Source organism: Micromonospora sp. NPDC049274, assembly GCF_040678875.1.
In the GTDB taxonomy this organism is placed as follows: domain Bacteria; phylum Actinomycetota; class Actinomycetes; order Mycobacteriales; family Micromonosporaceae; genus Micromonospora.
The window spans coordinates 14,540-34,933 of sequence record NZ_JBFAQS010000020.1 but is presented as its reverse complement, the minus strand read 5'-3'; the positions used below and the strand labels follow the sequence as shown (position 1 = coordinate 34,933).

Annotated in this window: 18 protein-coding genes; 8 read left to right on the top strand and 10 right to left on the bottom strand. The window is 70.8% G+C overall.

What is annotated here, in order from left to right; genetic code table 11:
* Positions 1-31: 31 nt before the first annotated feature.
* Complete coding sequence (locus AB0K10_RS28440; protein ID WP_363688485.1) at positions 32-304, top strand: hypothetical protein; 273 nt, start codon at positions 32-34, stop codon at positions 302-304.
* A gap of 141 nt (positions 305-445) precedes the next feature.
* Here the strand turns inward: AB0K10_RS28440 and AB0K10_RS28435 are convergent, their stop codons facing one another.
* Positions 446-1,714: an Nramp family divalent metal transporter gene (locus tag AB0K10_RS28435; protein WP_363688483.1), complete on the bottom strand. Its 1,269-nt coding sequence runs from the start codon at positions 1,712-1,714 to the stop codon at positions 446-448.
* A 177-nt stretch (positions 1,715-1,891) separates the two neighbouring features.
* Here AB0K10_RS28435 and AB0K10_RS28430 point away from each other — a divergent pair, with 177 nt between their 5' ends.
* Genes AB0K10_RS28430 through AB0K10_RS28420 form a run of 3 tightly spaced genes read left to right on the top strand, consistent with a single transcriptional unit; the run spans position 1,892 to position 4,211 of the window.
* Positions 1,892-2,299: a GntR family transcriptional regulator gene (locus AB0K10_RS28430; RefSeq protein ID WP_007457663.1), complete on the top strand. Its 408-nt coding sequence runs from the start codon at positions 1,892-1,894 to the stop codon at positions 2,297-2,299.
* Between the two features lie 44 nt (positions 2,300-2,343).
* Complete coding sequence (locus tag AB0K10_RS28425; RefSeq protein ID WP_363688480.1) at positions 2,344-3,234, top strand: ABC transporter ATP-binding protein; 891 nt, start codon at positions 2,344-2,346, stop codon at positions 3,232-3,234.
* Complete coding sequence (locus tag AB0K10_RS28420) at positions 3,231-4,211, top strand: transporter (protein ID WP_363688478.1); 981 nt, start codon at positions 3,231-3,233, stop codon at positions 4,209-4,211. Before AB0K10_RS28425 ends, AB0K10_RS28420 begins: the two co-directional genes overlap by 4 nt.
* A gap of 70 nt (positions 4,212-4,281) precedes the next feature.
* Here AB0K10_RS28420 and AB0K10_RS28415 read toward each other — a convergent pair whose 3' ends face one another.
* The 8 genes from AB0K10_RS28415 to AB0K10_RS28380 form a co-directional block, all read right to left on the bottom strand.
* Positions 4,282-5,115, bottom strand: a complete 834-nt coding sequence (locus tag AB0K10_RS28415) for an ABC transporter permease (protein ID WP_363688476.1) — start codon at positions 5,113-5,115, stop codon at positions 4,282-4,284.
* Positions 5,112-6,080 carry an ATP-binding cassette domain-containing protein gene (locus AB0K10_RS28410; protein ID WP_363688474.1) on the bottom strand — a complete coding sequence of 323 codons (969 nt, stop codon included), beginning with the start codon at positions 6,078-6,080 and terminating at the stop codon, positions 5,112-5,114. The genes AB0K10_RS28415 and AB0K10_RS28410 overlap by 4 nt, the downstream gene beginning before the upstream one ends.
* 220 nt (positions 6,081-6,300) lie before the next feature.
* Entirely contained in the window at positions 6,301-7,506 is a 1,206-nt protein-coding gene (locus AB0K10_RS28405) for an ROK family transcriptional regulator (protein WP_363688656.1), read from the bottom strand.
* 168 nt (positions 7,507-7,674) lie between these two features.
* Positions 7,675-8,778, bottom strand: a complete 1,104-nt coding sequence (locus tag AB0K10_RS28400) for a sugar-binding protein (protein WP_363688472.1) — start codon at positions 8,776-8,778, stop codon at positions 7,675-7,677.
* A 53-nt stretch (positions 8,779-8,831) separates the two neighbouring features.
* On the bottom strand, positions 8,832-10,130 hold the full coding sequence (gene mmsB, locus AB0K10_RS28395) for a multiple monosaccharide ABC transporter permease (protein WP_363688470.1): 1,299 nt from the start codon (positions 10,128-10,130) through the stop codon (positions 8,832-8,834).
* Positions 10,127-11,674: a multiple monosaccharide ABC transporter ATP-binding protein gene (mmsA, locus tag AB0K10_RS28390; RefSeq protein WP_363688468.1), complete on the bottom strand. Its 1,548-nt coding sequence runs from the start codon at positions 11,672-11,674 to the stop codon at positions 10,127-10,129. The genes mmsB and mmsA overlap by 4 nt, the downstream gene beginning before the upstream one ends.
* Before the next feature lie 534 nt (positions 11,675-12,208).
* Positions 12,209-13,387: an alcohol dehydrogenase catalytic domain-containing protein gene (locus tag AB0K10_RS28385; protein ID WP_363688466.1), complete on the bottom strand. Its 1,179-nt coding sequence runs from the start codon at positions 13,385-13,387 to the stop codon at positions 12,209-12,211.
* Positions 13,388-13,468: 81 nt separating this feature from the next.
* Complete coding sequence (locus tag AB0K10_RS28380; RefSeq protein ID WP_363688464.1) at positions 13,469-13,861, bottom strand: PPOX class F420-dependent oxidoreductase; 393 nt, start codon at positions 13,859-13,861, stop codon at positions 13,469-13,471.
* 161 nt (positions 13,862-14,022) lie between these two features.
* On the opposite strand from AB0K10_RS28380, the gene AB0K10_RS28375 reads away from it, so the two are divergent.
* Both AB0K10_RS28375 and AB0K10_RS28370 read left to right on the top strand, forming a co-directional pair.
* Positions 14,023-15,768 carry an ATP-binding cassette domain-containing protein gene (locus tag AB0K10_RS28375; protein WP_363688462.1) on the top strand — a complete coding sequence of 582 codons (1,746 nt, stop codon included), beginning with the start codon at positions 14,023-14,025 and terminating at the stop codon, positions 15,766-15,768.
* Positions 15,758-17,194 (top strand): aminotransferase class V-fold PLP-dependent enzyme, encoded by a 1,437-nt coding sequence (locus AB0K10_RS28370; protein ID WP_363688460.1) that lies wholly within the window; start codon positions 15,758-15,760, stop codon positions 17,192-17,194. Before AB0K10_RS28375 ends, AB0K10_RS28370 begins: the two co-directional genes overlap by 11 nt.
* Positions 17,195-17,267: 73 nt before the next feature.
* Here the strand turns inward: AB0K10_RS28370 and AB0K10_RS28365 are convergent, their stop codons facing one another.
* Entirely contained in the window at positions 17,268-17,666 is a 399-nt protein-coding gene (locus AB0K10_RS28365) for a hypothetical protein (RefSeq protein WP_363688458.1), read from the bottom strand.
* A 277-nt stretch (positions 17,667-17,943) separates the two neighbouring features.
* Between AB0K10_RS28365 and AB0K10_RS28360 the strand changes: the two genes are divergently transcribed.
* Both AB0K10_RS28360 and AB0K10_RS28355 read left to right on the top strand, forming a co-directional pair.
* Entirely contained in the window at positions 17,944-19,200 is a 1,257-nt protein-coding gene (locus tag AB0K10_RS28360) for a family 16 glycosylhydrolase (RefSeq protein WP_363688456.1), read from the top strand.
* Between the two features lie 169 nt (positions 19,201-19,369).
* Positions 19,370-20,392 (top strand): DUF4331 family protein, encoded by a 1,023-nt coding sequence (locus AB0K10_RS28355; protein ID WP_363688454.1) that lies wholly within the window; start codon positions 19,370-19,372, stop codon positions 20,390-20,392.
* Positions 20,393-20,394 lie beyond the last annotated feature (2 nt).

Genomic DNA, 20,394 nt, shown 5'->3' with positions numbered 1-20,394 from the left:
ATGTCGACACCCGCCGGGCAGGAGGCCTTCGATGAGCACATACCAGGATGATCAGGGCGACCCGTTCCCTCCTCCGGAGGCGGACGCCGCCGAGCAGCGGCAGGACGCGTTCGACGTCGGTCCGCCGGACCGGATGTCGGGCGACGTCGACCCGGAGGCGTCCGAGGCCGACCTGGCCGAGCAGGGTGCCCTACCGGCGGGCACGCTCGAGGAGGTCACGTCGCTGCCGGCCGACGCCAACCCGGCGGACGCCCTCGAGCAGCGTCAGGAGATCCCCGCACGCGACGAGGGCCGCCGCACCTGAGCGCGCCGGTCGCGGCCCGACCGGGCCGCGACCGGCGGGTGGATCGCGTCCGGGCCGACCGGCTCAGCCGGCAGCGCCGACCAGCCCGCTCAGCCGGCAGCGCCGACCAGCCCGCTCAGCCGGCAGCGCCGACCAACCGGCTCAGCCGGTGACGACCTGCCACAGCAGGAACGCGTTGAGCGCGACGACGAGGACGGCCACCAGGGCCGCTGCGGCGGTGGTGAGCGGGTGGTTGACGAGGTTGCCCATGAGGTCGCGGCGGCGGGTGAAGGCGACCACCGGGATCAGCGCGAACGGGATGCCGAAGCTGAGGATGACCTGCGACAGCACCAGTGCTCGGGTGGGGTCGAGGCCGATGGCGAGCACGGCCAGCGCGGGCGCGAGGGTGACCAGCCGACGTAGCAGCAGCGGGACCCGACGGCGCAGGAAACCCTGCATGATCACCTCGCCGGCGTAGGTGCCGACGCTTGTCGAGGCGAGCCCGGAGACCAGCAGGGCGACCGCGAACCCGAACGCGGCGGCGGTGCCGATGCTCTGACCGAGGCCGGCGTGCACCCCCTCCAGGCTGTCGGCGCCCACCGGGCCGCCGCCCCGGAAGCTGGCCGCGGCGATCAGCAGCATGGCGAGGTTGACCGCGCCGGCCGCCGTCAGGGCCAGCAGCACGTCGGTGCGCAGGCCGCGGAAGAGGGTACGGCGCTCGGCGTCGTCGGTCGCGCGGATGCGGTCACGGGTCAGCGCGGAGTGTACGTAGATGACGTGCGGCATGACCGTGGCGCCGAGGATCCCTGCGGCCAGCAGCACGCTGTCGGTGCCCTGGAGCCGGGGTACCAGGCCGGCCATCGCGGAGCCCGGATCGGAGCCTGCGGCGAGCAGGTTGGCCGCGAAGGCCAGGACGATGACGCCGAGCAGCACCGCGATGGCGATCTCGAACGCGCGGAACCCGCGCGAGCGCAGGGCGAGCACGACGAACGCGGCGCCGCCGATGATCAGCCCGCCGGGCAGCAGTGGAATGCCGAAGAGGAGATACAGGGCCACCGCGCCACCGATCACCTCGGCCAGGTCGGTGGCCATCGCGACGAGTTCGGCCTGCACCCACATCAGCCGGTTCACCGGGGGAGGCAGGCGCTCGCGGCACAGCTCGGGCAGGCTGCGGCCGGTGGCCAGGCCCAGCTTGGCGGTGAGGGTCTGCACCAGCATGGCCATCAGGTTGGCCACGACCACTACCCAGACGAGCAGGTAGCCGTAGCGGGCGCCGGCGGCCGAGTTGGTGGCGAAGTTGCCCGGGTCGACGTACGCGACGGCCGCGACGAACGCCGGGCCGAGCAGGATCAGCCGCCCGCGTACGCGGCCCCGGGCGCGGGCGACCTGCAGCGGCGTCGCCGTCGGCGTCGTGAGTTCGTTGGTGACCATCGAGCACCTTCCCCTCGCAGGGATCGCGTGCCTGCGTCCTTCCCGGGCGGTTGACCCGTCGGTGCCAATCCCTGGCCCGGGGGTGCCAGAGCGGGCAGCCGCTTGACAGCGGGCGCGCTCCGCACCAAGCTGTCTATTAGTCCTACTGTCGTAGGACAACAGGAAGGATCATCACGAGTGATCGAGTTCGTGCTGGACAGCCGGTCGAAGGTGAACACCTACATGCAGCTCGTGCAGCAGGTGAAGCAGGCGCTGCGGGTCGGCCTGCTCGCACCCGGCGACCAGCTGCCGAAGGTCCGGGACGTCGCCCAGTCACTGGCGATCAACCCGAACACGGTGCTCAAGGCGTACCGGGAGCTGGAGATCGAGGGTCTGGTCGGCGGCCGACCGGGGGTGGGCACGTTCGTGCAGCGCACCCTGGCCGGCGCGTCCCTGCCCAACCAGGCCGAGCTGCGCGACGACCTCGTGGCGTGGCTGCACCGGGCGCAGGCCGCCGGCCTCACGGCCGAGGACGTCGTCGCCCTGGTGGAGACCACGCTGCGTGCCACCCTCACCGACGACACCCCACAGAAGGAACCCGCGTGAGCGGGCGAGCGCAGCGAGCACGCGGCGCGACGAGAGGACAGAGGATGGACATGGTCTTGGAGGCCGACCGGCTGGGCAAGCGGTACGGCAGGACGTGGGCGCTACGGGACTGTTCGCTGCACCTGCCTGCGGGCCGCATCGCCGCGCTGGTCGGGCCCAACGGCGCCGGCAAGAGCACACTGCTGCACCTGGCCGTCGGGCTGCTCAAGCCCGACGAGGGCGCGGTGCGGGTGTTCGGCAGGTCGCCGTACGGCGACACGGAAGGGCTGGCCGACATCGGGTTCGTCGCCCAGGACACCCCGCTCTACCGGGACTTCACCGCCGCCGAGCTGGTCGTCGCCGGCGGCAAGCTGAACAGGCGGTGGGACGCCACGCTGGCCCGGACCCGGCTGGCGCAGCTCGGCATACCGCCCGACAAGCCCGTCGGCAAGCTGTCCGGCGGGCAACGAGCCCAGGTGGCGCTCGCTCTGGCACTGGCCAAGCAACCCCGACTGCTGCTGCTCGACGAGCCGGTGGCCAGCCTCGATCCGCTGGCCCGACGGGAGTTCCTCCAGTCGCTGATGGGCAGCGTCGCGGACTCCGGGACCACAGTCCTGCTCTCCTCGCACCTGCTGGCCGACCTGGAGCGCGTCTGCGACTACCTGATCGTGCTCAACGCCGCCCAGGTGCAGCTCACCGGCTCGGTCGACGACCTGGTGGCGGCCCACCGGCAGCTCGTCGGTCCACGGCACGACGGCGCTCCGATCGGCGGCGTCGCGCACGTCGTCCGGGCCAGCCACACCGACCGGCAGTCCACGCTGCTGGTCCGCACCGACGGGCCGGTCTCCGACCCCGCCTGGGCGGTACGCGACGTCAGCCTGGAGGACATCGTCCTGGCCTACCTGGCCGACGGCGTCACGCAGACCAGTCACAGCGAGTGGGGAGTGGCGGCATGATCTGGCTGACCTGGCGGCAACACCGCAAGCTGGCGTTCTACACCCTCCTGGGGTTGGCGGTGCTCGCCGCCGTGCTGGTGCCGATCGGCCTGTCGATGCGGCACACCTTCGCCGACCTCGGGCTGGCGGAGTGCTTACGCCCGTCCGCCCTCGACGAGGCCGCCGCGCGGACCTGCGACATGAGCCTCAGCCGTTTCAGCGACAGGTACGACAGCCTGAACCTGGTGGCGGTGCTGCTGATCACGCTGCCGGTGCTGGTCGGCCTGTTCTGGGGCGCACCGCTCGTCGCTCGCGAGGTGGAGCAGGGCACGCACCGGTTCGTCTGGACCCAGGGCGTCGGCCGCACCCACTGGGCCCTGGTGAAGTTCGGGCTGGTCGGCGGGGCCGTCGTCCTCCTCGCGGCAGGCTACGGACTGGGTGTGTCGTGGTGGGTCGACCCACTCACCAAGGCCGCGCACGAGGGCCGACTCGGCGTGATCGTCTTCGATCTGCAGGGCATCGTGCCGATCGGCTACACCCTCTTCGCCGTGGCGCTCGGCATCTTCGCCGGCACCATCTTCAAGCGGATGCTGCCCGCCATGGGCATCACCCTGGCCGGGTTCATCGGCGTACGGGCAGCGGTGGAGATGCTGGCCCGACCGCACTACCAGCCCGCCCGCACCCAGACCTTCCCGATCGAGGGACCCGGGATACCGGAGGGAGACCGGGGCAACTGGGTTCTCGCCGTGGGAATCCGCAACCCCGACGGAACGATGGCGGCGGAGAACACCAGGATCCAGTGTGCGCCGGGTGGCAAGGGGCCGGAAGGTCGGGTCTGCGGCGCCGAGCTGGGTCTCAAGCCGGGCGCGTACAACTGGGAGCTGTACCAGCCGGCGGACCGGTTCTGGCTGTTCCAGTGGATCGAGACGGGCATCTTCGTCGCCCTGGCCGTGCTCCTGCTCTACCTCGCCATCCGCCGGGTGCGTCGGATCGCGTAGCCGACGACTGGTGATCGCCGGAGCCACGGGGGCCCCGGCGATCACCAGTCAGCGCACGCCCTCGGCGGCCTCAGCGGCCCAGTCGTCGGTACCGGGTGACCGAGAGCGGCAGGAAGATCCCCACCAGCACGATCGGCCAGACCACCGCCAGCCACGGGTAGTGCTGCGCCGCCCACGACTCACCGGTCCAGCCGGGGTTGCCGAACAGTTCCCGGGCGGCACCGACGGTCGCCGACAACGGGTTCCACGCAGCCACCGCACCGAGCCAGGCGGGCATGGTGGACGGTGCGACGAACGCGTTGGACAGGAAGCCCAGCGGAAACTCCAGGGTCTGTACGGCGACCACGGCCGTCTGACCCCGGGTGACCAGGCCGAGGAAGATGCCGACCCAGACCAGTGCGAACCGCAACAGCAGGATCAGGCCCACGGCGCCCAGGGTGGCACCGGCGCCGCCGTGTGGCCGCCAACCGATCGCGAGACCGGTGAGCAGCAGCACCGCGAGGGTGACCAGGGCGAACAGCATGTCGGCCACCGCACGGGCGACAAGCGGGGCCAGCGGCGAGACGGGCATCGACCGGAGCCGGTCGGTCACCCCACGGTCCAGGTCCTCGGCGACGGCGGTCGTGGTCAGGCTGATGCCGAACACCATCGTCATCACGAAGATGCCGGGCATCAGGAACTCGCGGTAGCTGCCGCCGCCGGGCACCTGCAACGCGCCGCCGAACAGGTACGCGAACATCAGCACGATCAGGATGTTGAAGCCGAGCGAGGCGATCAGCGGCCCGGGATCGCGGCGCCAACGCGCGAGGCCGCGCCAGGTCAGCGTGCTGCTGTCGGCCAGAAGGGTGGGACGCCCGGGCGTCAGGTCCACCGGCGGGAGCGCCGCGACGGTCGGGGCGCTCATGCGGCGGCCCCCTCGGCGACCGGCGCCCCGTGGCCGGTCAGGTGCAGGAACACCTCGTCCAGCGTGGGACGGCGAAGCGCGACGTCGGCGATCGGGATCCGCGCGGCGTCGAGCGCCCGCAGCACCTCGACGAGCGCGCCGGGCTGGTGCCCGACCTGGACGCTCACCGACCGTCGGTCCGGGTCGACCGTCGGGTCCGCACCGGCCACCTGACGCACCTGGGCGACGGCGGCGGCGATGTCGGCGGGATCCGCGACGACCATGTCGATGCGGTCACCGCCGAGCCGGTCCTTGAGGTCGTCCGGAGTGCCCTCGGCGATCACCCGGCCGGCGTCGACGACCGAGATCCGGTCGGCCAACTGGTCGGCCTCGTCCAGGTGCTGAGTGGTGAGCAGGACTGTGGTGCCGGCGCGCGCCAACTCCCGGACGGACTCCCACACCTCGTTGCGGCCGCGCGGGTCCAGCCCCGTCGTCGGCTCGTCGAGGAAGAGCACCGCGGGAGCCAGGATCATCCCGGCGGCCAGGTCGAGCCGCCTGCGCATGCCCCCGGAGTACGACGTGACCGGCTGCCCGCCCGCCTCGACGAGGCCGAACCGCTCCATCAGCTCGTCCGCCCGTCGTCGGGCCCGGTGGCGGCCCAGGTGGAACAGTCCACCGAAGAGGACCAGGTTCTGCCGGCCGCTGAGCGCCTCGTCCAACGCGGGGTGCTGCCCCACCAGCCCGATGCGGTAGCGCACCTGGTCGGGCTGGCGGGTCACGTCGAACCCGGCGACCTCGGCCCGACCCCCGTCCGGACGGAGCAGGGTGGACAGGATCCGCACCGAGGTGGTCTTGCCCGCACCGTTCGGGCCGAGCAGGCCACACACCTCGCCCGGGCGCACCCGCAGATCGAAGCCGTTGAGCGCGTCCCGGTCCCGGTAGCGCTTGCGCAGCCCTTCCGCCACTATCGCGTCACCACTCGTCATGCCGCTCTCCCTCTCCGCCATCAGCCCACTGCTGTCGTACATTGTACGGCAGCATGTACGGCAATGGCCGTCCTCGATCGGGCGGGCCGAACCGACGGATTCAGGGGGCGGTGCTATCGGGGCGAGGCGTGCAGACCGGCAACCCCGAGCAGGGGGACCAACGCGACGAAGAAGACCAGACCGCGCGGAGGCCGGAGTTGAGCCGGGGACCACCCCACGGCTACGCCGGCTCGGCAGCCCCCGGCTGGCCCACGACGCCGACGTTGAGCGGATCGGCCAGGAGTTTGTCGAACGCCAGCTCGGCGGCGCCGATCAGGACGGCGTCGCGGCCGAGCGCCGCCGCGCGCAGCCGGAGGTGCTCGCGGGAGGCGGGCAGCGGCATGGCGTCCAGCCGCCGCCGTACCGTGTCCACGCCGGCGATGAAGATGTCGCGCAGCGAGCCACCGAACACCACGGCGTCGGGATTGACCACGTTTACCAGGTTGGCGACGCCGAAGCCGAGCCAGTCGGCGACCTGCTCGACGGCCCGCAGGGCGGTCGGATCGCCGTCCGCCGCCGCGCGCAGCACCTCGGTCACGGCGGCGCGGTCGTCGGGGTCGCGGCCGGCGTGCCGCAGGAGCGCGGCCTCACCGATCTCGGTCTCCCAGCAGCCACGTGAGCCGCAGCCGCACGGCAGCCCGTTCGGGTTGACGACCATGTGGCCGACCTTGCCGCTGTGGCCCCGGTGCCCGATCATCAATCGGCCGCCGACGACGATGCCGGCGCTGATGCCCAGGTCGCCGTGCAGGTAGATGAGGTCGTCGATGCCCGGGGCGACGCCCCGGATGTGCTCGGCCAGGCCCGCGATGTCGGCGAGGTCGCCGGCCACGAAACCCGGCCCGGCGGTCAGTTCGGCATCGAGTGCCACGCTGAGGCCCTCGTCGACGCCGACGATCCGGAGCGTGCCGTCCGCGTCGCGGGTGGTGTCGGTGACGGCCACCGCTCCCCCGACCAGCAGCGCGTCGGAGGCGACGCCGCGCTCCATGTCGCGGACCAGGTCGGCAAGCGGGCCGACGGCGTCGACCGCCGACATGCCTCCGGGCCGGGCGGCCTCGCGCCTGTCGAGGATGCGACCGCCGAGGCCGACCCGGGCCGCCCGCAGCCGGTCCGCGTCGATGCTGAGCGCGTGTGCGTAGACCCGGTCGGAGCGGGGGCTGACCACGAGGGAGGGGCGGCCGGCCCGCCGAGCGGTGGTCGGCGCCTCCTCGGTGACGAGGCCGCTGGCGGTCAGGTCGGCGGCGAGGGCGCCGATGGTGCTGCGGTTGAGGCCGAGGCGGCTGGTCAGCTCGGCCCGTGACGTCGGCCCGTGCAGGTGCACGTAGCGCAGCACGGCGCCGAGGTTCTGCCGTCGGATCTCCTCCTGGCTCGCGCCGGGGACCGGGGGCAGCGGGGAGTCGGGGTTACGGCCGGCGCCGGCTGGCCTGGACCGTACGGGTGTCTCCACGGTCAGACCTCCTTCCGGATCGGTGCCGGGTGGGCGAGGCGGCGCGGACGACGATGGGTCCCGGAAGAGGAGATCCGGGACCCATCGGCGTTGCTGCCTACCGCGCGGTGATTACTTGGTGAGCGGCGCGAGCTTCGGGTCGTTCGCGTACGCCTCGGCCGCGTTCGCCTTGGTGACGGCGACCGGCGGGAGCAGGAACGTGTCCACGACCTTGCTGCCGTTGTTGTAGGACTTGGTGTCGTTCACCTGCGGGGCGTTACCGGCCTGGAGAGCCTTGACCATGTTGATGGTCTCCTTCACCAGGTTGCGGGTGTCCTTGTTGATCGTCATGTACTGCTCGCCCTTGACGATCGACTTGACCGACTCCACCTCGGAGTCCTGGCCGGTGACGACCGGGATCTGCTTGCCAGCGCCCTTGACCGAGGTCAGGATGGCGCGGGCCAGGGTGTCGTTCGGGGAGAGGACGCCGTCGAGCGGCTTGGTGCCGTAGGTCGAGGTCAGCAGCTGGTCCATGCGGGCCTGCGCACCCTCGGCCTTCCAGCCCTGGATGGCGGTCTGCTTGACGTCCTTCTGACCCGAGGCGACGACGACGTTGCCCTTGTCGATCTCCGGCTTGAGCACGCTCATCGCGCCGTCGAAGAAGACACCGGCGTTGTTGTCGTCCGGCGAGCCGGAGAAGAGCTCGATGTTGTACGGGCCGTTCGGCTTCTTGGCCTTCATGCCGTCCAGCAGGGCCTGGCCCTGGAGCTGGCCGACCTTGAAGTTGTCGAACGCGACGTAGTAGTCGAGGTCCGGCGTGTTCTTGATGAGCCGGTCGTACGCGATGACCTTCACGCCGGCCTGGTGGGCCGCCGCGACCTGGGTCGACAGCTGCGCGGCGTCGGTCGCGCCGATGACGATGACCTTGGCGCCCTTGGTCACCATGGCGGTGATCTGGGCCTGCTGGTCGGCGACAGTGGTCGACGCGCCGGCGTACTGCACGTCACCCTGGAAGCCGGCCTCCTTGAGGCCGTTGGTGAACAGGTCACCGGCGAGGACCCAGTTCTCGGAGGTCTTGGCCGGCAGGGCCACGCCGATCAGCGAGTTGGCCGCGAAGCCCTTGGCGTCGCCGCCCTTGGCGTCGGAGTCACCGTCACGGCCGGAGCCGCAACCGGCGAGGGCCAGCATGGCGGCGGCGCCGACAGCGACCACCGACGTGCCGAAGAATTTACGCATGGTGAGGACTTGCCTTTCTGGATGTGTAACGGGGTGGTGAGGGTCGGTGACCGTCAGCTGGACACCGCTGCCTTGGCGGGCTCGCGCTCCGCGTCCGGCGGGGAGGCGGGTGGAACGGAGTCCTCGCGGCGGAACGGCCGCATCAGGCTCCCGATGATGGAGAAGCGCCCCTGGCTCTTGTTGTAGACGTCGACCGCGACGGCCAGCAGCAGGACCAGGCCCTTGATGATCTGGACCTTGTCGGTGCCCACGCCCTCGAGCTGGAGGCCGTTGTTGAGCACGGCCATGACGAGACCACCGACGATCGACCCGCTGATGGTGCCGATACCGCCGGCGACTGCCGCGCCACCGATGAAGACCGCGGCGATGGCGTCCAACTCCCAGCCGTTGCCGTCCTGCGGGCCGGAGGCCGCCGAACGGGCCACGAAGATCATGCCGGCCAGCGCGGCCAGGACGGACATGTTCATCATGACGAAGAAGTTGACCCGCTTGAGCTTCACGCCGGACAGCTCGGCCGCCCGGGAGTTGCCACCCACCGCGTAGATGTGTCGGCCACCGGCCGTGTTGCGGGTGTAGAAGGAGTACGCGATCACCAGGACCAGCAGGATGATGCCGGAGATCGGGAAGCTGGTGCCGACGCGACCGCTGGCGAAGCGCAGGGTGGCGAAGGCGATGACCCCGACCATGATGGCCATCCGCAGGATCGAGACCCACATGGGCGCCGGGTCGGCGTCCATGGCCCGACGGGTCTTACGGGCCTGGAGCTCGCGCCACACCACCGCCACCGCGGCGGCCAGGCCGAGCAGCAGCGTCGCGTTGTTGTAGCCGGTGTCCGGGCCGAACTCGGGCAGGAACCCGGAGCCGATGTCCCGGAAGCCCTCCGGCACCGGGATGCTCTGCGCGTTGCCGATGAACTGGTTGCCACCGCGGAACAGCAGCATGCCGGCCAGGGTGACGATGAACGCCGGCACCCCGATGTAGGCCACCCAGAACCCCTGCCAGGCGCCGATCACCGCGCCGATGGCGAGACCGAACACGATGGCGGCGGGCCACGGCAGGTCCCACTCGGTCATCGACTTGGCGACCAGGATGCCGGTGAAGGCCGCGACCGAGCCGACCGACAGGTCGATGTGCCCGGCGACGATCACCATGAGCATGCCGATGGCCAGGATCAGGATGTACGAGTTCTGCTGGAACAGCGCGATCAGGTTGTCCGAGCGCAGCGTCAGCCCGTTGGTCCAGATCTGGAAGATCAGGACGATCGCCACCAGGGTGAAGATCATCCCGAACTGGCGCGCGTTGGAGGTCGTACCTCCAAACAGATTCTTCTGAAGGTCCTTGATACGGCTCATCGGGAGGCCAACTTCTTCGTCGAGGTCATCTGCTTCATGAGGTTTTCCGGGGTGGCGTCGGCCCGGGCGATCTCGCCCGTGATGGCGCCTTCGAACACGGTGTAGATGCGGTCGCAGAGCCCGATCAGCTCAGGCAGCTCCGAGGAGATGACGACGACGCCCTTCCCCTGGTCGGCGAGCCGCTGGATGATGCCGTAGATCTCGTACTTGGCACCCACGTCGATGCCGCGCGTCGGCTCGTCGAGGATCAGCAGGTCCGGGTCGGTGAACATCCACTTCGCCAGCACGACCTTCTGCTGGTTGCCGCCGGAGAGCTTGGAGACGCCCTCGTCGACAGTCGGGGCCTTGGTCCGCAACTCCTTGCGGTACGCCTCGGCCGCCTGGTACTCCTCGACCTCGTTCAGGACGCCACGGTGCCGGATCTTGGACAGCTTGGCGGCCACCGTCGACGTCTTGATGTCGTCGAGCAGGTTGAGGCCGATCGCCTTGCGGTCCTCGCTGACGTACGCGAGCCCGTTGTCGATCGCATCCGCGACCGACTTCAGGACGATCTCCTTGCCGTCCTTGATGATCGTGCCCGACTCGTACACCCCGTAGGAGCGGCCGAAGACGCTCATCGCGAGTTCCGTGCGGCCCGCGCCCATCAGACCGGCGAAGCCGACGATCTCGCCGCGGCGCACCACGAAGCTCTCGTTCTTGCAGACCTGGCGGTCGGCCGAGATCGGGTGCCGGACGTTCCAGTTGCGGACCTCGAAGAAGACGTCACCGATCTTCGGGGTGTGGTCCGGGAACCGACTGCTCAGTTCACGGCCGACCATCCCCCGCACGATCCGGTCCTCGTCGACCCCGTCCGCCTTGACGTCGAGGGTCTCCACCGTCCGGCCGTCGCGCAGGATGGTGATCTGGTCGGCGATCGCCTCGATCTCGTTCAGCTTGTGCGAGATCATGATCGAGGTGATGCCGCGGGAGCGGAAGCCGCGCAGCAGGTCCAGCAGGTGCTTGGAGTCCGCCTCGTTCAGCGCGGCCGTCGGCTCGTCCAGGATCAGCAGCTTCACGTCCTTGGCGAACGCCTTGGCGATCTCCACGAGCTGCTGCTTGCCGACACCGATGTCCTTGATCAGGGTGTCCGGGTCCTCCTGGAGACCGACCCGGGCCATCAGGTCGAGCGCCATCCGGTTCGCGGCCTTCCAGTCGATCGCGCCCCGCTTGCGCGGCTCGTTGCCGAGGAAGATGTTCTCGGCGATCGACATGCCCGGGATGAGCGCCAACTCCTGGTGGATGATCACGATTCCGGCGTTCTCACTGGCCCGGATGTCGGAGAACTTGCTCTCCGACCCCTGGTAGATGATCTGGCCGTCGTAGCTTCCGTACGGGTAGACCCCGCTGAGGACCTTCATCAGCGTGGACTTGCCCGCACCGTTCTCGCCGCAGATGGCATGGATCTCGCCGGCGCGAACCACCAGGTTGACGTCGGAGAGGGCCTTGACTCCGGGGAACTCCTTGGTGATGGAGCGCATCTCAAGGAGGGTGGGCACGTCGTTCATCGCTCGTTCCACCTCGCCAACGTCATCGTTGCCTCCGGAAGGTTGAACCTTCACTTGGTTTTGTTGTTGACGGCAACGTATTGCGGTGAGCAGGCCATCCGCAAGGCGAGGGACTGTTGAAAATGTAACAATCCGGCAATATAGACGAAGCAGAGTATTCGCCCGTCACGGCCGCCCCCGCAGCCCCTCCTGGCACCATGGCCTGTCGGTGGCAACGTTGTCAAATGCGCTGCCGCACCATGATCAGCTTTGGTCGCTGCCATCAGGCCCACCACCAGGGATGATCCGGCGCGGCCCGACGACGGCAAGCCTACCCGCGAGTACGAAACTATCGGCAAGTCTTGATCAAGCGACACCGCCGGCACCCCGCCGAGGACACGACGACCACCCTCGGCTACGGGTGTGACCCACGCCTCTTTCCGACGGAAGGATCGACGGCGGTCGTCGGATCACGCCCGCCACCAGCGAACGGCTCGACGACTGAACGCCCCTTAAGTGTGGATCAGGCCCCAAAGAGCACGGTGCGCCGGCCTCTCAGCTCGGGCGCAGCACCGCCTTGATCACCCCGTTCTCCCGGCGGTCGAAACTGCGATACAACTCCGGCGCGTCGGCGAGGGTGCCGTGGTGGGTCACGATCACGCTGGGCCGGGCGCGACCGGCCACGACCAGGTCCCGCAGCAGCACGGTGTAGCGGCGGTCGTGCGTACGGCCGAACCGGACCGCGACGCCCTTGCCGAACAACGTCCCCCACGGCGCGACCAGATCCTCGCGGGCGCTCGCGCCGGGCCGGGGGTGCAGGTCCTTGTCCGGGTAGACGCCGGCGACCCCGATCGAGCCGGCCGGGTTGACCAGTCGGGCCGCGTCGGCGATGACCTGGTCCGGGCGCTCCTGGTCGGGGCGCTCGCGGTCGCGCGCCTGGAACCCGACCGCGTCGATGACCCGGTCGATCCCGCCCAGCTTCTCCTCGCCGAGAGGCAGGCCGGCACGCGCGCGGTCGGCACGGATCTGCTCGACCGGATCGCCGAGGCGGAAGTCGACAGGAACCGCCCCGATCTCGCCGGCCTTGTCGAGCCGGGCGTCGACGCCGTCGACGCAGTAGACGACCCGCGCGCCCCGCAGCAGCGCCGCGTACGCCCCGAGCAGGCCGATGGTCCCGGCCCCGAACACCGCCACGGTGTCGCCGGCCTCCACTGCGGCGAGGGTGGCCGCGGCGTGCCAACCGGTGACGAACGCGTCGGCGAGCAGCACGAAGTCGTCTTCGTACGCGTCACCCGGCTCCCCCGGCACGGGCACGCAGTTCGCGTCGGCCCACGGCACGCGCAGCAGGTCGGCCTGGGCACCCCGGTACGGGCCCATCCCGGCGTAGCCGTACGCGGCGCCCGGCCCCTCGGCCCGCGCCCGCAGGCAGGCGGCCGAGAGACCGCGGGCGCACATCACGCAGGTGCCGCAGAACAGGTGCGTGGGGATCACCACGCGGGTGCCCGGACGCACGGTCTGCACCGCCGAGCCGACCTCCTGCACCACGCCCAGCGGTTCGTGACCGAGCACCAGCCCGGGGTCGGCGCCGGTGCGCCCGTCGTACATGTGCAGGTCGGTGCCGCACAGCGCGGTGGAGGTGACCCGCACGAGCGCGTCGGTCGGGGCCTCCAGCGTCGCGTCGGGCACCTCCCGCACCGCGACGGTCCGGACGTCCGCGTAGACGACGGCTCTCAATCCGACTCCCCTTCCGGTGGTGGAGTGTCGGCTTCCCCCCGCCGGGTGGTTCATGCCGGTGTCGGCCGCCCGACGGTCCGGTCAGCCCATCGAGCGGACCCGGTCGGCCTCGATGACGAGGACGATCCGCACCTGGTCGCGACCGCCGAACCACGGGTACGGCCCACCGAGGTAGCGCTGCGCCAGCCGCTCGATGTGCGCGGCGGCGCCCTCGGTGCGCCTGTCGACCACCCGACCCCGCACCTCGTGGTAGCGGCCCGGCTTGTCCGGATCGGCGATCGCCACGGCGACCCGGGGATCCCGGCGGACGTTGCGCGTCTTCTGGTGGGTCTCCACCGTGTTGATCAGTACGTGCGTGCCGTCGGTGTCCACCCACGTCTGGGTGAGCTGCGGCGAGCCGTCCGGCATCAACGTCGTCACGTAGCAGGTGCTCGGCGCCCGCAGCAGCGCGAGCAGGTCATCGGGCAGGTTCACGTGCCAGTCCTTCTTCGATGGCGTCCAACCCCGCGCTGGTCGCCCGGCAACGGTCGCACGTCGTGATCGGGGGGCCGGGCGGCGCCCCCGCTCCGACGTAGCATCGGCGAGGCACGATGTCAGGCGCACCAATGTCACCGACCGGATCGGGCACCTTGGACATGACGACCGAGCAGACCGCCGCACCATCGCGTACCGGCGTCGCCATCGTGGCCGACGGCGTGGGCCAGAGTGTCCGAGGTGGACGCCGCATCCTGGACGACATCTCGCTGACCGTCGCGCCGGGCGAGCTGGTCGCGATCATCGGGGTCAGCGGCGCCGGCAAGACCACCCTGCTGGAGACGCTGGCCGGGGTCCGCCGACCGGCGGCGGGCACCGTGGCGTACGACGGCAGCGCCGCGCCCCACGCGGTCGGCTTCGTCCCGCAGGACGACATCATCCACCACGAGCTACCGCTGGCCCGCACCCTGCGCTACGCGGCCCGGCTGCGGCTGCCCTCCGGAACCGGCGCGGTCGAGGCGTCGCGTCGGGTGGCCCAGGTCCTCGCCGACCTGCGGCTCAGCGAGCGGGCCGACGTGCCCGTGGGCCGCCTCAGCGGCGGCGAGCGCAAACGCGCCAGCATCGCCGTCGAGCTACTGACCCGACCCGGCGTGTTCTTCCTCGACGAGCCCACCTCCGGGCTGGACCCGGCGATCGCCGTGGACCTGCTCCGGGTGCTGCGCACCCTCGCCGACGCCGGGACCACAGTCGTGCTCACCACCCACCAGGTCATCGACGTCGACCGTTGCGACCGCGTCGTCGTGCTGACCCGCCAGGGCCGGTTGGCGTACGTCGGCACGCCCGCCGCCGCCCGGGAGTTCTTCGGCCTGCGCTCCCTCGCCGAGGTGCACCTGCGACTCGACGAGGAGTCCGACCCGGCCGGGTGGCCCGAGCGCTTCGCCGCGTACCGCGATGCGGAACCGGCCGTCGCCGACGTCGACCCCGCCCCGCCCGGCCCGTCCTCCGCCGCTCGCCCCCGCCCGGACGGGAATGCTCCGGGCCCGACCGACGGTCTGGGCGGGACTGCGCGGCGGGTCGGTCGGTTGCGTCAGTGGCTGGTGCTCGCCGGACGCAACGCCGAGATCGTCGCCCGCAACCGGCTCACGCTGGCGATCCTGCTCGGCTCGCCGCTCATGGTGCTCGGCATGTTCGCGCTGCTGTTCCGCCCCGGCGCCTTCGACCCGGCCGACCCCCGCCCGACCGTCACCGTCATGATCCTTTTCTGGATCGCGTTCGGCGGCTTCTTCTTCGGTTTGACCTACGGGCTGCTCCAGATCTGCACGGAGTTGCCGATCCTGCGTCGGGAGCGGCTGGCGGGTGTCCGGCTGCTCCCGTACCTGCTGGCGAAGGTCGCGGTGCTGCTGCCGCTGCTCGCGCTGGTGGACCTGGCCCTGCTCGGGGTGCTGCGCGGCATGGACCGGCTGCCACCGGTCGGCGGCGGCGACTTCGCCGCCCTGTACGCGACCCTGCTGCTCTCCTCGGCGGCCGCGCTCGCGCTCGGCCTGCTCTGCTCGGCGGCCGTCTCCGACGCCGCCCAGGCGACGCTCATGCTGCCAATGCTGTGCTTCCCGCAGGTGCTGTTCGTCGGGGCGATCCTGCCGGTGCCGGCCATGGCGGCCGGTGGCCGGTGGCTCAGCTACGCGATGTCGAACAGGTGGGCGTTCGAGGGGTTGGGGCACACCGCCGGCGTGGAGCGGCTGTGGCGCGACGGTGGCTCGCCGCTCGGCCCGCCGCTGCTGCAGACGTACGACGACAGCTTCTCCCGGCCGGTCTGGGTCGACTGGCTGGTGCTCGGCGGGTTCGTGCTGCTCTTCCTCGCCGTGACCTGGGTGGTGCTGCTGGGTCGGGAGGCCCGCCGTGCGTCCTGAGCAGACCCCGGCGGCCCTGCCCGGGTACGCCGACACCGTCCGGATCGACGAGCTGCGGGCCACCGAGTACCGGCACCTCGACCGGCACGGCCAGGTCTACCTCGACTACGCAGGCAGCGGCGTGACCGCGCAGGCTCAGGTGCGGGCGCACCACGACCGACTGCTGGCGAGCCTCTACGGCAACCCGCACTCGGAGAGCCCCACAAGCGCGGCGGCCGGGTCGCTGGTGGAGTCGACCCGGCGGGCGGTGCTCGACTTCTTCCACGCCGACCCGGCCGAGTACGCGGTGGTCTTCACCCCTAACGCCAGCGGCGCCTGTCGACTGGTCGGCGAGGCGTACGACTTCGGCCAGGACCTGTCGTTCGCGCTGACCTGGGACAACCACAACTCGGTGAACGGCATCCGGGAGTACGCCCGGGCGGCCGGCGCCCCGGTGCGGTACGTGCCGCTGAGCGGGCCGGAGCTGCGGGTCGCCGAGTCCGACCTGGTCACGGTGCTCGACGCCGGGCGGCGGGGGCCCTCCGGTCGCCGTGGCCTGTTCGCGTACCCGGCGCAGAGCAACTTCTCCGGCGTGCAGCACCCGCTGGACTGGGTCGAGCTGGCCCACCGGCACGGCTACGACGTGCTGCTGGACGCCGCCGCGTTCGCCGCGACGAATCGGCTGGATCTGCGCTTTGTCCGACCCGACTTCGTCTGCCTGAGCTGGTACAAGCTCTTCGGCTACCCGACCGGGATCGGCGCGCTGCTGGCCCGCCGCGACGCGCTGGCCCGGCTGCGGCGGCCGTGGTTCGCCGGCGGCACCATCCGCGCGGTGAGCGTGCAGGGCGACTGGTACCGCTCGATGGACGACGAGTCGGCCTTCGAGGACGGCACGCTCAACTTCCTGAGCATCCCGGACGTGGAGTTCGGGCTGCGGTGGCTCGACTCGATAGGCGTGGACCTCGTGCACACCCGGGTCGGTCTGCTCACCGAGTGGCTGTTGGGCCGTCTGACCGCGCTGCGGCACCGCACCGGCGAACCGTTGGTGCGGGTGTACGGGCCGACGACGGGCGTGGGTAGGGGCGGCACCGTGACGTTCAACCTCCTGCGCCCGGACGGCTCCCCGGTCGACGAGCGGTTGGTCGCGCGGGAGTCCGCGGCGGCAGGCTTCTCACTGCGGACCGGCTGCTTCTGCAATCCGGGCGCCGGTGAGGGCGCGTTCGAGATCAGCGGGACCTCGTTGCGGCGCGGGCTGCTCGCCCGGGTCGACACGATCGACGACTATCTCGGCGCGCTGCGGTTGCCGACCGGCGGCGCGGTCCGGGTCTCGTTCGGCCTGGCCTCCAACGCCTCCGACGCGGAACGCTTCCTCGCCTTCGTCGAGGCGTCCTACCTCGACCGGGAGGCCAGCGCCGAACTACCGCTGCCGCCTCGGCTGCGGTGCTGACACGCCCTCTTGGGCAGACGGCCTGCGCCGCGCCCGCCAACCAGGCTGCCTGCCCTGGTGGCGTGCCCGTGGGCTAGACGGTCTGCGCCACCGACGCGGGGCGTTGCTTGATCTCCTCCATGAACGCGAAGCGGGCGGTCAGCTCGGCGAGCGTCAGCCCGGCCCGCCAGGCCGCGGCCACCTGGGCGACCTGGACGAGGTCCATGCAGTCGCCACGCGCCAGAACCTCCCCCGCGGACCGCAGGTCGAGCATGAAGTACCGGGCCTGCGAGCCCAGCCCGACGCAGACGACACCCTGGTCGGAGTGCAGCTCGGCGCAGGTGAACCGACTGCGCCCCTGCTCGGGGGCGGTCACCCGCCCGATGTCGAGCTGGTGGTGGGCAGCGGTCTCGATGAGCGCGGGGGCCAGGCCACCCCGCTCGACCAGATCCGGGTAGAGGCGCACACCCAGCGCCGTCGACGCGTCGCTCATGACTGACTCCCACTTCCTTGTGACAGAGACCAGCGGCACGCAGGTTACGGGGAGGTTTCCTGCGAACCTCGTCATCCTGTCCCGCGTGGACGCTCCACGGCAATAGGAAGGGTCGATTCGACAGCTATCGAGGGATGTGTTCTGGCGGTAACGGACCGTCGCGGCATTGGAAACACTCTTGACAGAAAGCCGTTAAATCGACATGCTTCGTTATAGAGAGCGCTCTCTTGCTCTCCGGCGCCGCCACCTCCGCCACCTGCTCGCTGAGGAGCCTCCCGTGTTCACAACCCGTCCCGCACCACGCCTGCGGCCCTTCGCCCTCGCCGCGGTCGCCCTCGTCACCACCCTCGCCTCCCTCACCCTTCCGGGCCAGTCCGACCGGGCCGAGGCCGCCATCGGCCCGATCACCTGGCAGGACGAGTTCAACGCCCCGGCCGGCACACCTGTCGACCAGGGCAGATGGCGCTTCGACACCGGCGGTGGCGGCTGGGGCAACAACGAGCGGCAGTACTACACCAACAGCACCAGCAACGCGGTGCACGACGGCCAGGGCAACCTCGTCATCACCGCCCGCAGGGAGAACCCGGCCAACTACCAGTGCCACTACGGTCGCTGCGAGTACACCTCGGCACGGCTGCTGACGGCGGCGACCTTCACCCAGGCGTACGGCCGCTTCGAGGCCCGCATCAAGATCCCCCGCGGCCAGGGCATCTGGCCGGCGTTCTGGATGCTCGGCACCGGCGGCGGGTGGCCCGACGCCGGCGAGATCGACGTCATGGAGAACATCGGCCGGGAGCCGAACACCGTCTACGGCACGGTGCACGGGCCCGGCTACTCGGGCAGCGGCGGCATCACCGGCAGCCGGAGCATCGGCGGTCCGCTCGCCGACGGCTTCCACGACTATCGCGTGGACTGGGAGCCGAACGCGATCACCTGGTACCTGGACGGGGTGCAGTACCACCGGGTCGACCCCGCCCGGCTCGGCGGCAACCGGTGGGTGTTCGACCACCCGTTCTTCATGATCCTCAACGTGGCGGTCGGCGGTAACTGGCCCGGCTATCCGGACGGGTCCACCCAGTTCCCCCAGCAGATGCTTGTCGACTACGTCCGGGTGTCGAGCTACACCTCCGGCGGCGGCGACCCGACGCCCGGCACCACCCGGATCAGGGGGGTGCAGAGCGGGCGCTGCGTCGACATCCCGAGCGCCAACCCGGTCGAGGGCGCCAAGCTGCAGATCTGGGACTGCAACACGACCGCGGCGCAGGCGTGGACGTTCGCCTCCGACGGCACCGTCCGCGCGATGGGCAAGTGCATGGACCCGGCCTGGGCCGGCACCGCCAACGGCACCGAGGTCAACCTGGTGAGCTGCAACGGCAATCCGGCCCAGCGCTTCACCCTCAACAGCGCGGGCGACCTGGTCAATCTCAGCGCCAACAGGTGCGTGGACGTGCGGGACGCCAACCCCAACAACGGCGGCAAGCTGCACCTGTGGGACTGCCTCGGCGCGGCCAACCAGAAGTGGTCCCGCTTCTGAGGAGGCCACCGCGAGCGAACGGGCCGTCCGAGACCAGCCTCGGACGGCCCGCCGTCGCGTGCGACGACCGCGCACCCCGGGGAGCCAGATTCGGCCGATGAAGTGGGCGACCGCTTTACGCCCGCTATGTTCGGTTTAATCCGGATACAGCCGTTACGGGAGTGAGCCCATGTCGCACCATCTCGACACCCCCCTCGCCGCCCAGGGCGGTCAGCTCTACATCGACGACCTGTACGTCTTCAACGGCGACCGCGCCACGGTGTTCGTCATGGACGTCAACAGCTCGGTGACCAAGGCCGACATCAAGCGCGGCTTCCACGCCGAGGCCCGCTACGAGTTCAAGATTCACTTCAACGGCTCGGACCAGGAGGAGTTGACCTACCGATTCGCCTTCGGTGAGCAGGACGGCAACGCCACGCAGACCCTGGAGCTGTACGAACTCACCGGCGCGGACGCCCGTGACGACGCCGCCATGGGCACTCCCATCGCCCAGGGCAGGACCGGCGAGATGACGACGGGGCAGCGCGTCCGGATCTGGGCCGGCCGGATCACCGACCCGTTCTACATCGACCTCGACGAGCTCGCCACGATCAACGGAGCGGTCAAGAACGGCGCGAAGGTGGACCGCTCGGCGTGGCGGGCCGACCAGGCCAAGAACAGCTTCGCCGGCACCACAGTCGAGTCGATCGTGCTGGAGGTTTCCCACGACGAGCCGCTGCTGCGCGAGGGCACCGAGATCGGCGTCTGGTGTCGGACCCTGCTGGCCACCGACGCGGGCGGGTGGCGGCAGATCAACCGCGCGGGCCACCCCATGATGTGGCCCATCTTCTGGCCACACGACACCGACTTCTCGGACCCGGCGAACTTCCGGCACCCCCGCCAGGACCTCCCCGAGGACGGGGAGGAGATCGCCAGTGCGGTCGCCGGAGTCGTCGCGGCGAACGGCACCGCACCGGACCCGCAGGCGTACGGCTGGAGCGTCGCCCGGACGCTCTACCCCGACGTGCTGTCGTACACGGTCGGCACGGCCGCCAACTACGGCTTCGCGGTGCACAACGGCCGCACCATGGCCGACAACGCACCCGAGGTGATGTTCTCCCTGATCCTCAACACCGGGACCACCTCGGGCCTCACGCCCGACGTCACAAAGGCCGCCCGCGCCGCCGCCTTCCCGTACGTGGTGCCGGCCTGACC

Coding starts and splice junctions, on each gene's coding strand:
- AB0K10_RS28440 (WP_363688485.1), top strand. CDS start 32: ATGAGCACATACCAGGATGATCAGGGCGACCCGTTCCCTCCTCCGGAG.
- AB0K10_RS28435 (WP_363688483.1), bottom strand. CDS start 1,714: ATGGTCACCAACGAACTCACGACGCCGACGGCGACGCCGCTGCAGGTC.
- AB0K10_RS28425 (WP_363688480.1), top strand. CDS start 2,344: ATGGACATGGTCTTGGAGGCCGACCGGCTGGGCAAGCGGTACGGCAGG.
- AB0K10_RS28420 (WP_363688478.1), top strand. CDS start 3,231: ATGATCTGGCTGACCTGGCGGCAACACCGCAAGCTGGCGTTCTACACC.
- AB0K10_RS28415 (WP_363688476.1), bottom strand. CDS start 5,115: ATGAGCGCCCCGACCGTCGCGGCGCTCCCGCCGGTGGACCTGACGCCC.
- AB0K10_RS28410 (WP_363688474.1), bottom strand. CDS start 6,080: ATGACGAGTGGTGACGCGATAGTGGCGGAAGGGCTGCGCAAGCGCTAC.
- AB0K10_RS28400 (WP_363688472.1), bottom strand. CDS start 8,778: ATGCGTAAATTCTTCGGCACGTCGGTGGTCGCTGTCGGCGCCGCCGCC.
- mmsB (WP_363688470.1), bottom strand. CDS start 10,130: ATGAGCCGTATCAAGGACCTTCAGAAGAATCTGTTTGGAGGTACGACC.
- mmsA (WP_363688468.1), bottom strand. CDS start 11,674: ATGAACGACGTGCCCACCCTCCTTGAGATGCGCTCCATCACCAAGGAG.
- AB0K10_RS28375 (WP_363688462.1), top strand. CDS start 14,023: ATGACGACCGAGCAGACCGCCGCACCATCGCGTACCGGCGTCGCCATC.
- AB0K10_RS28365 (WP_363688458.1), bottom strand. CDS start 17,666: ATGAGCGACGCGTCGACGGCGCTGGGTGTGCGCCTCTACCCGGATCTG.
- AB0K10_RS28355 (WP_363688454.1), top strand. CDS start 19,370: ATGTCGCACCATCTCGACACCCCCCTCGCCGCCCAGGGCGGTCAGCTC.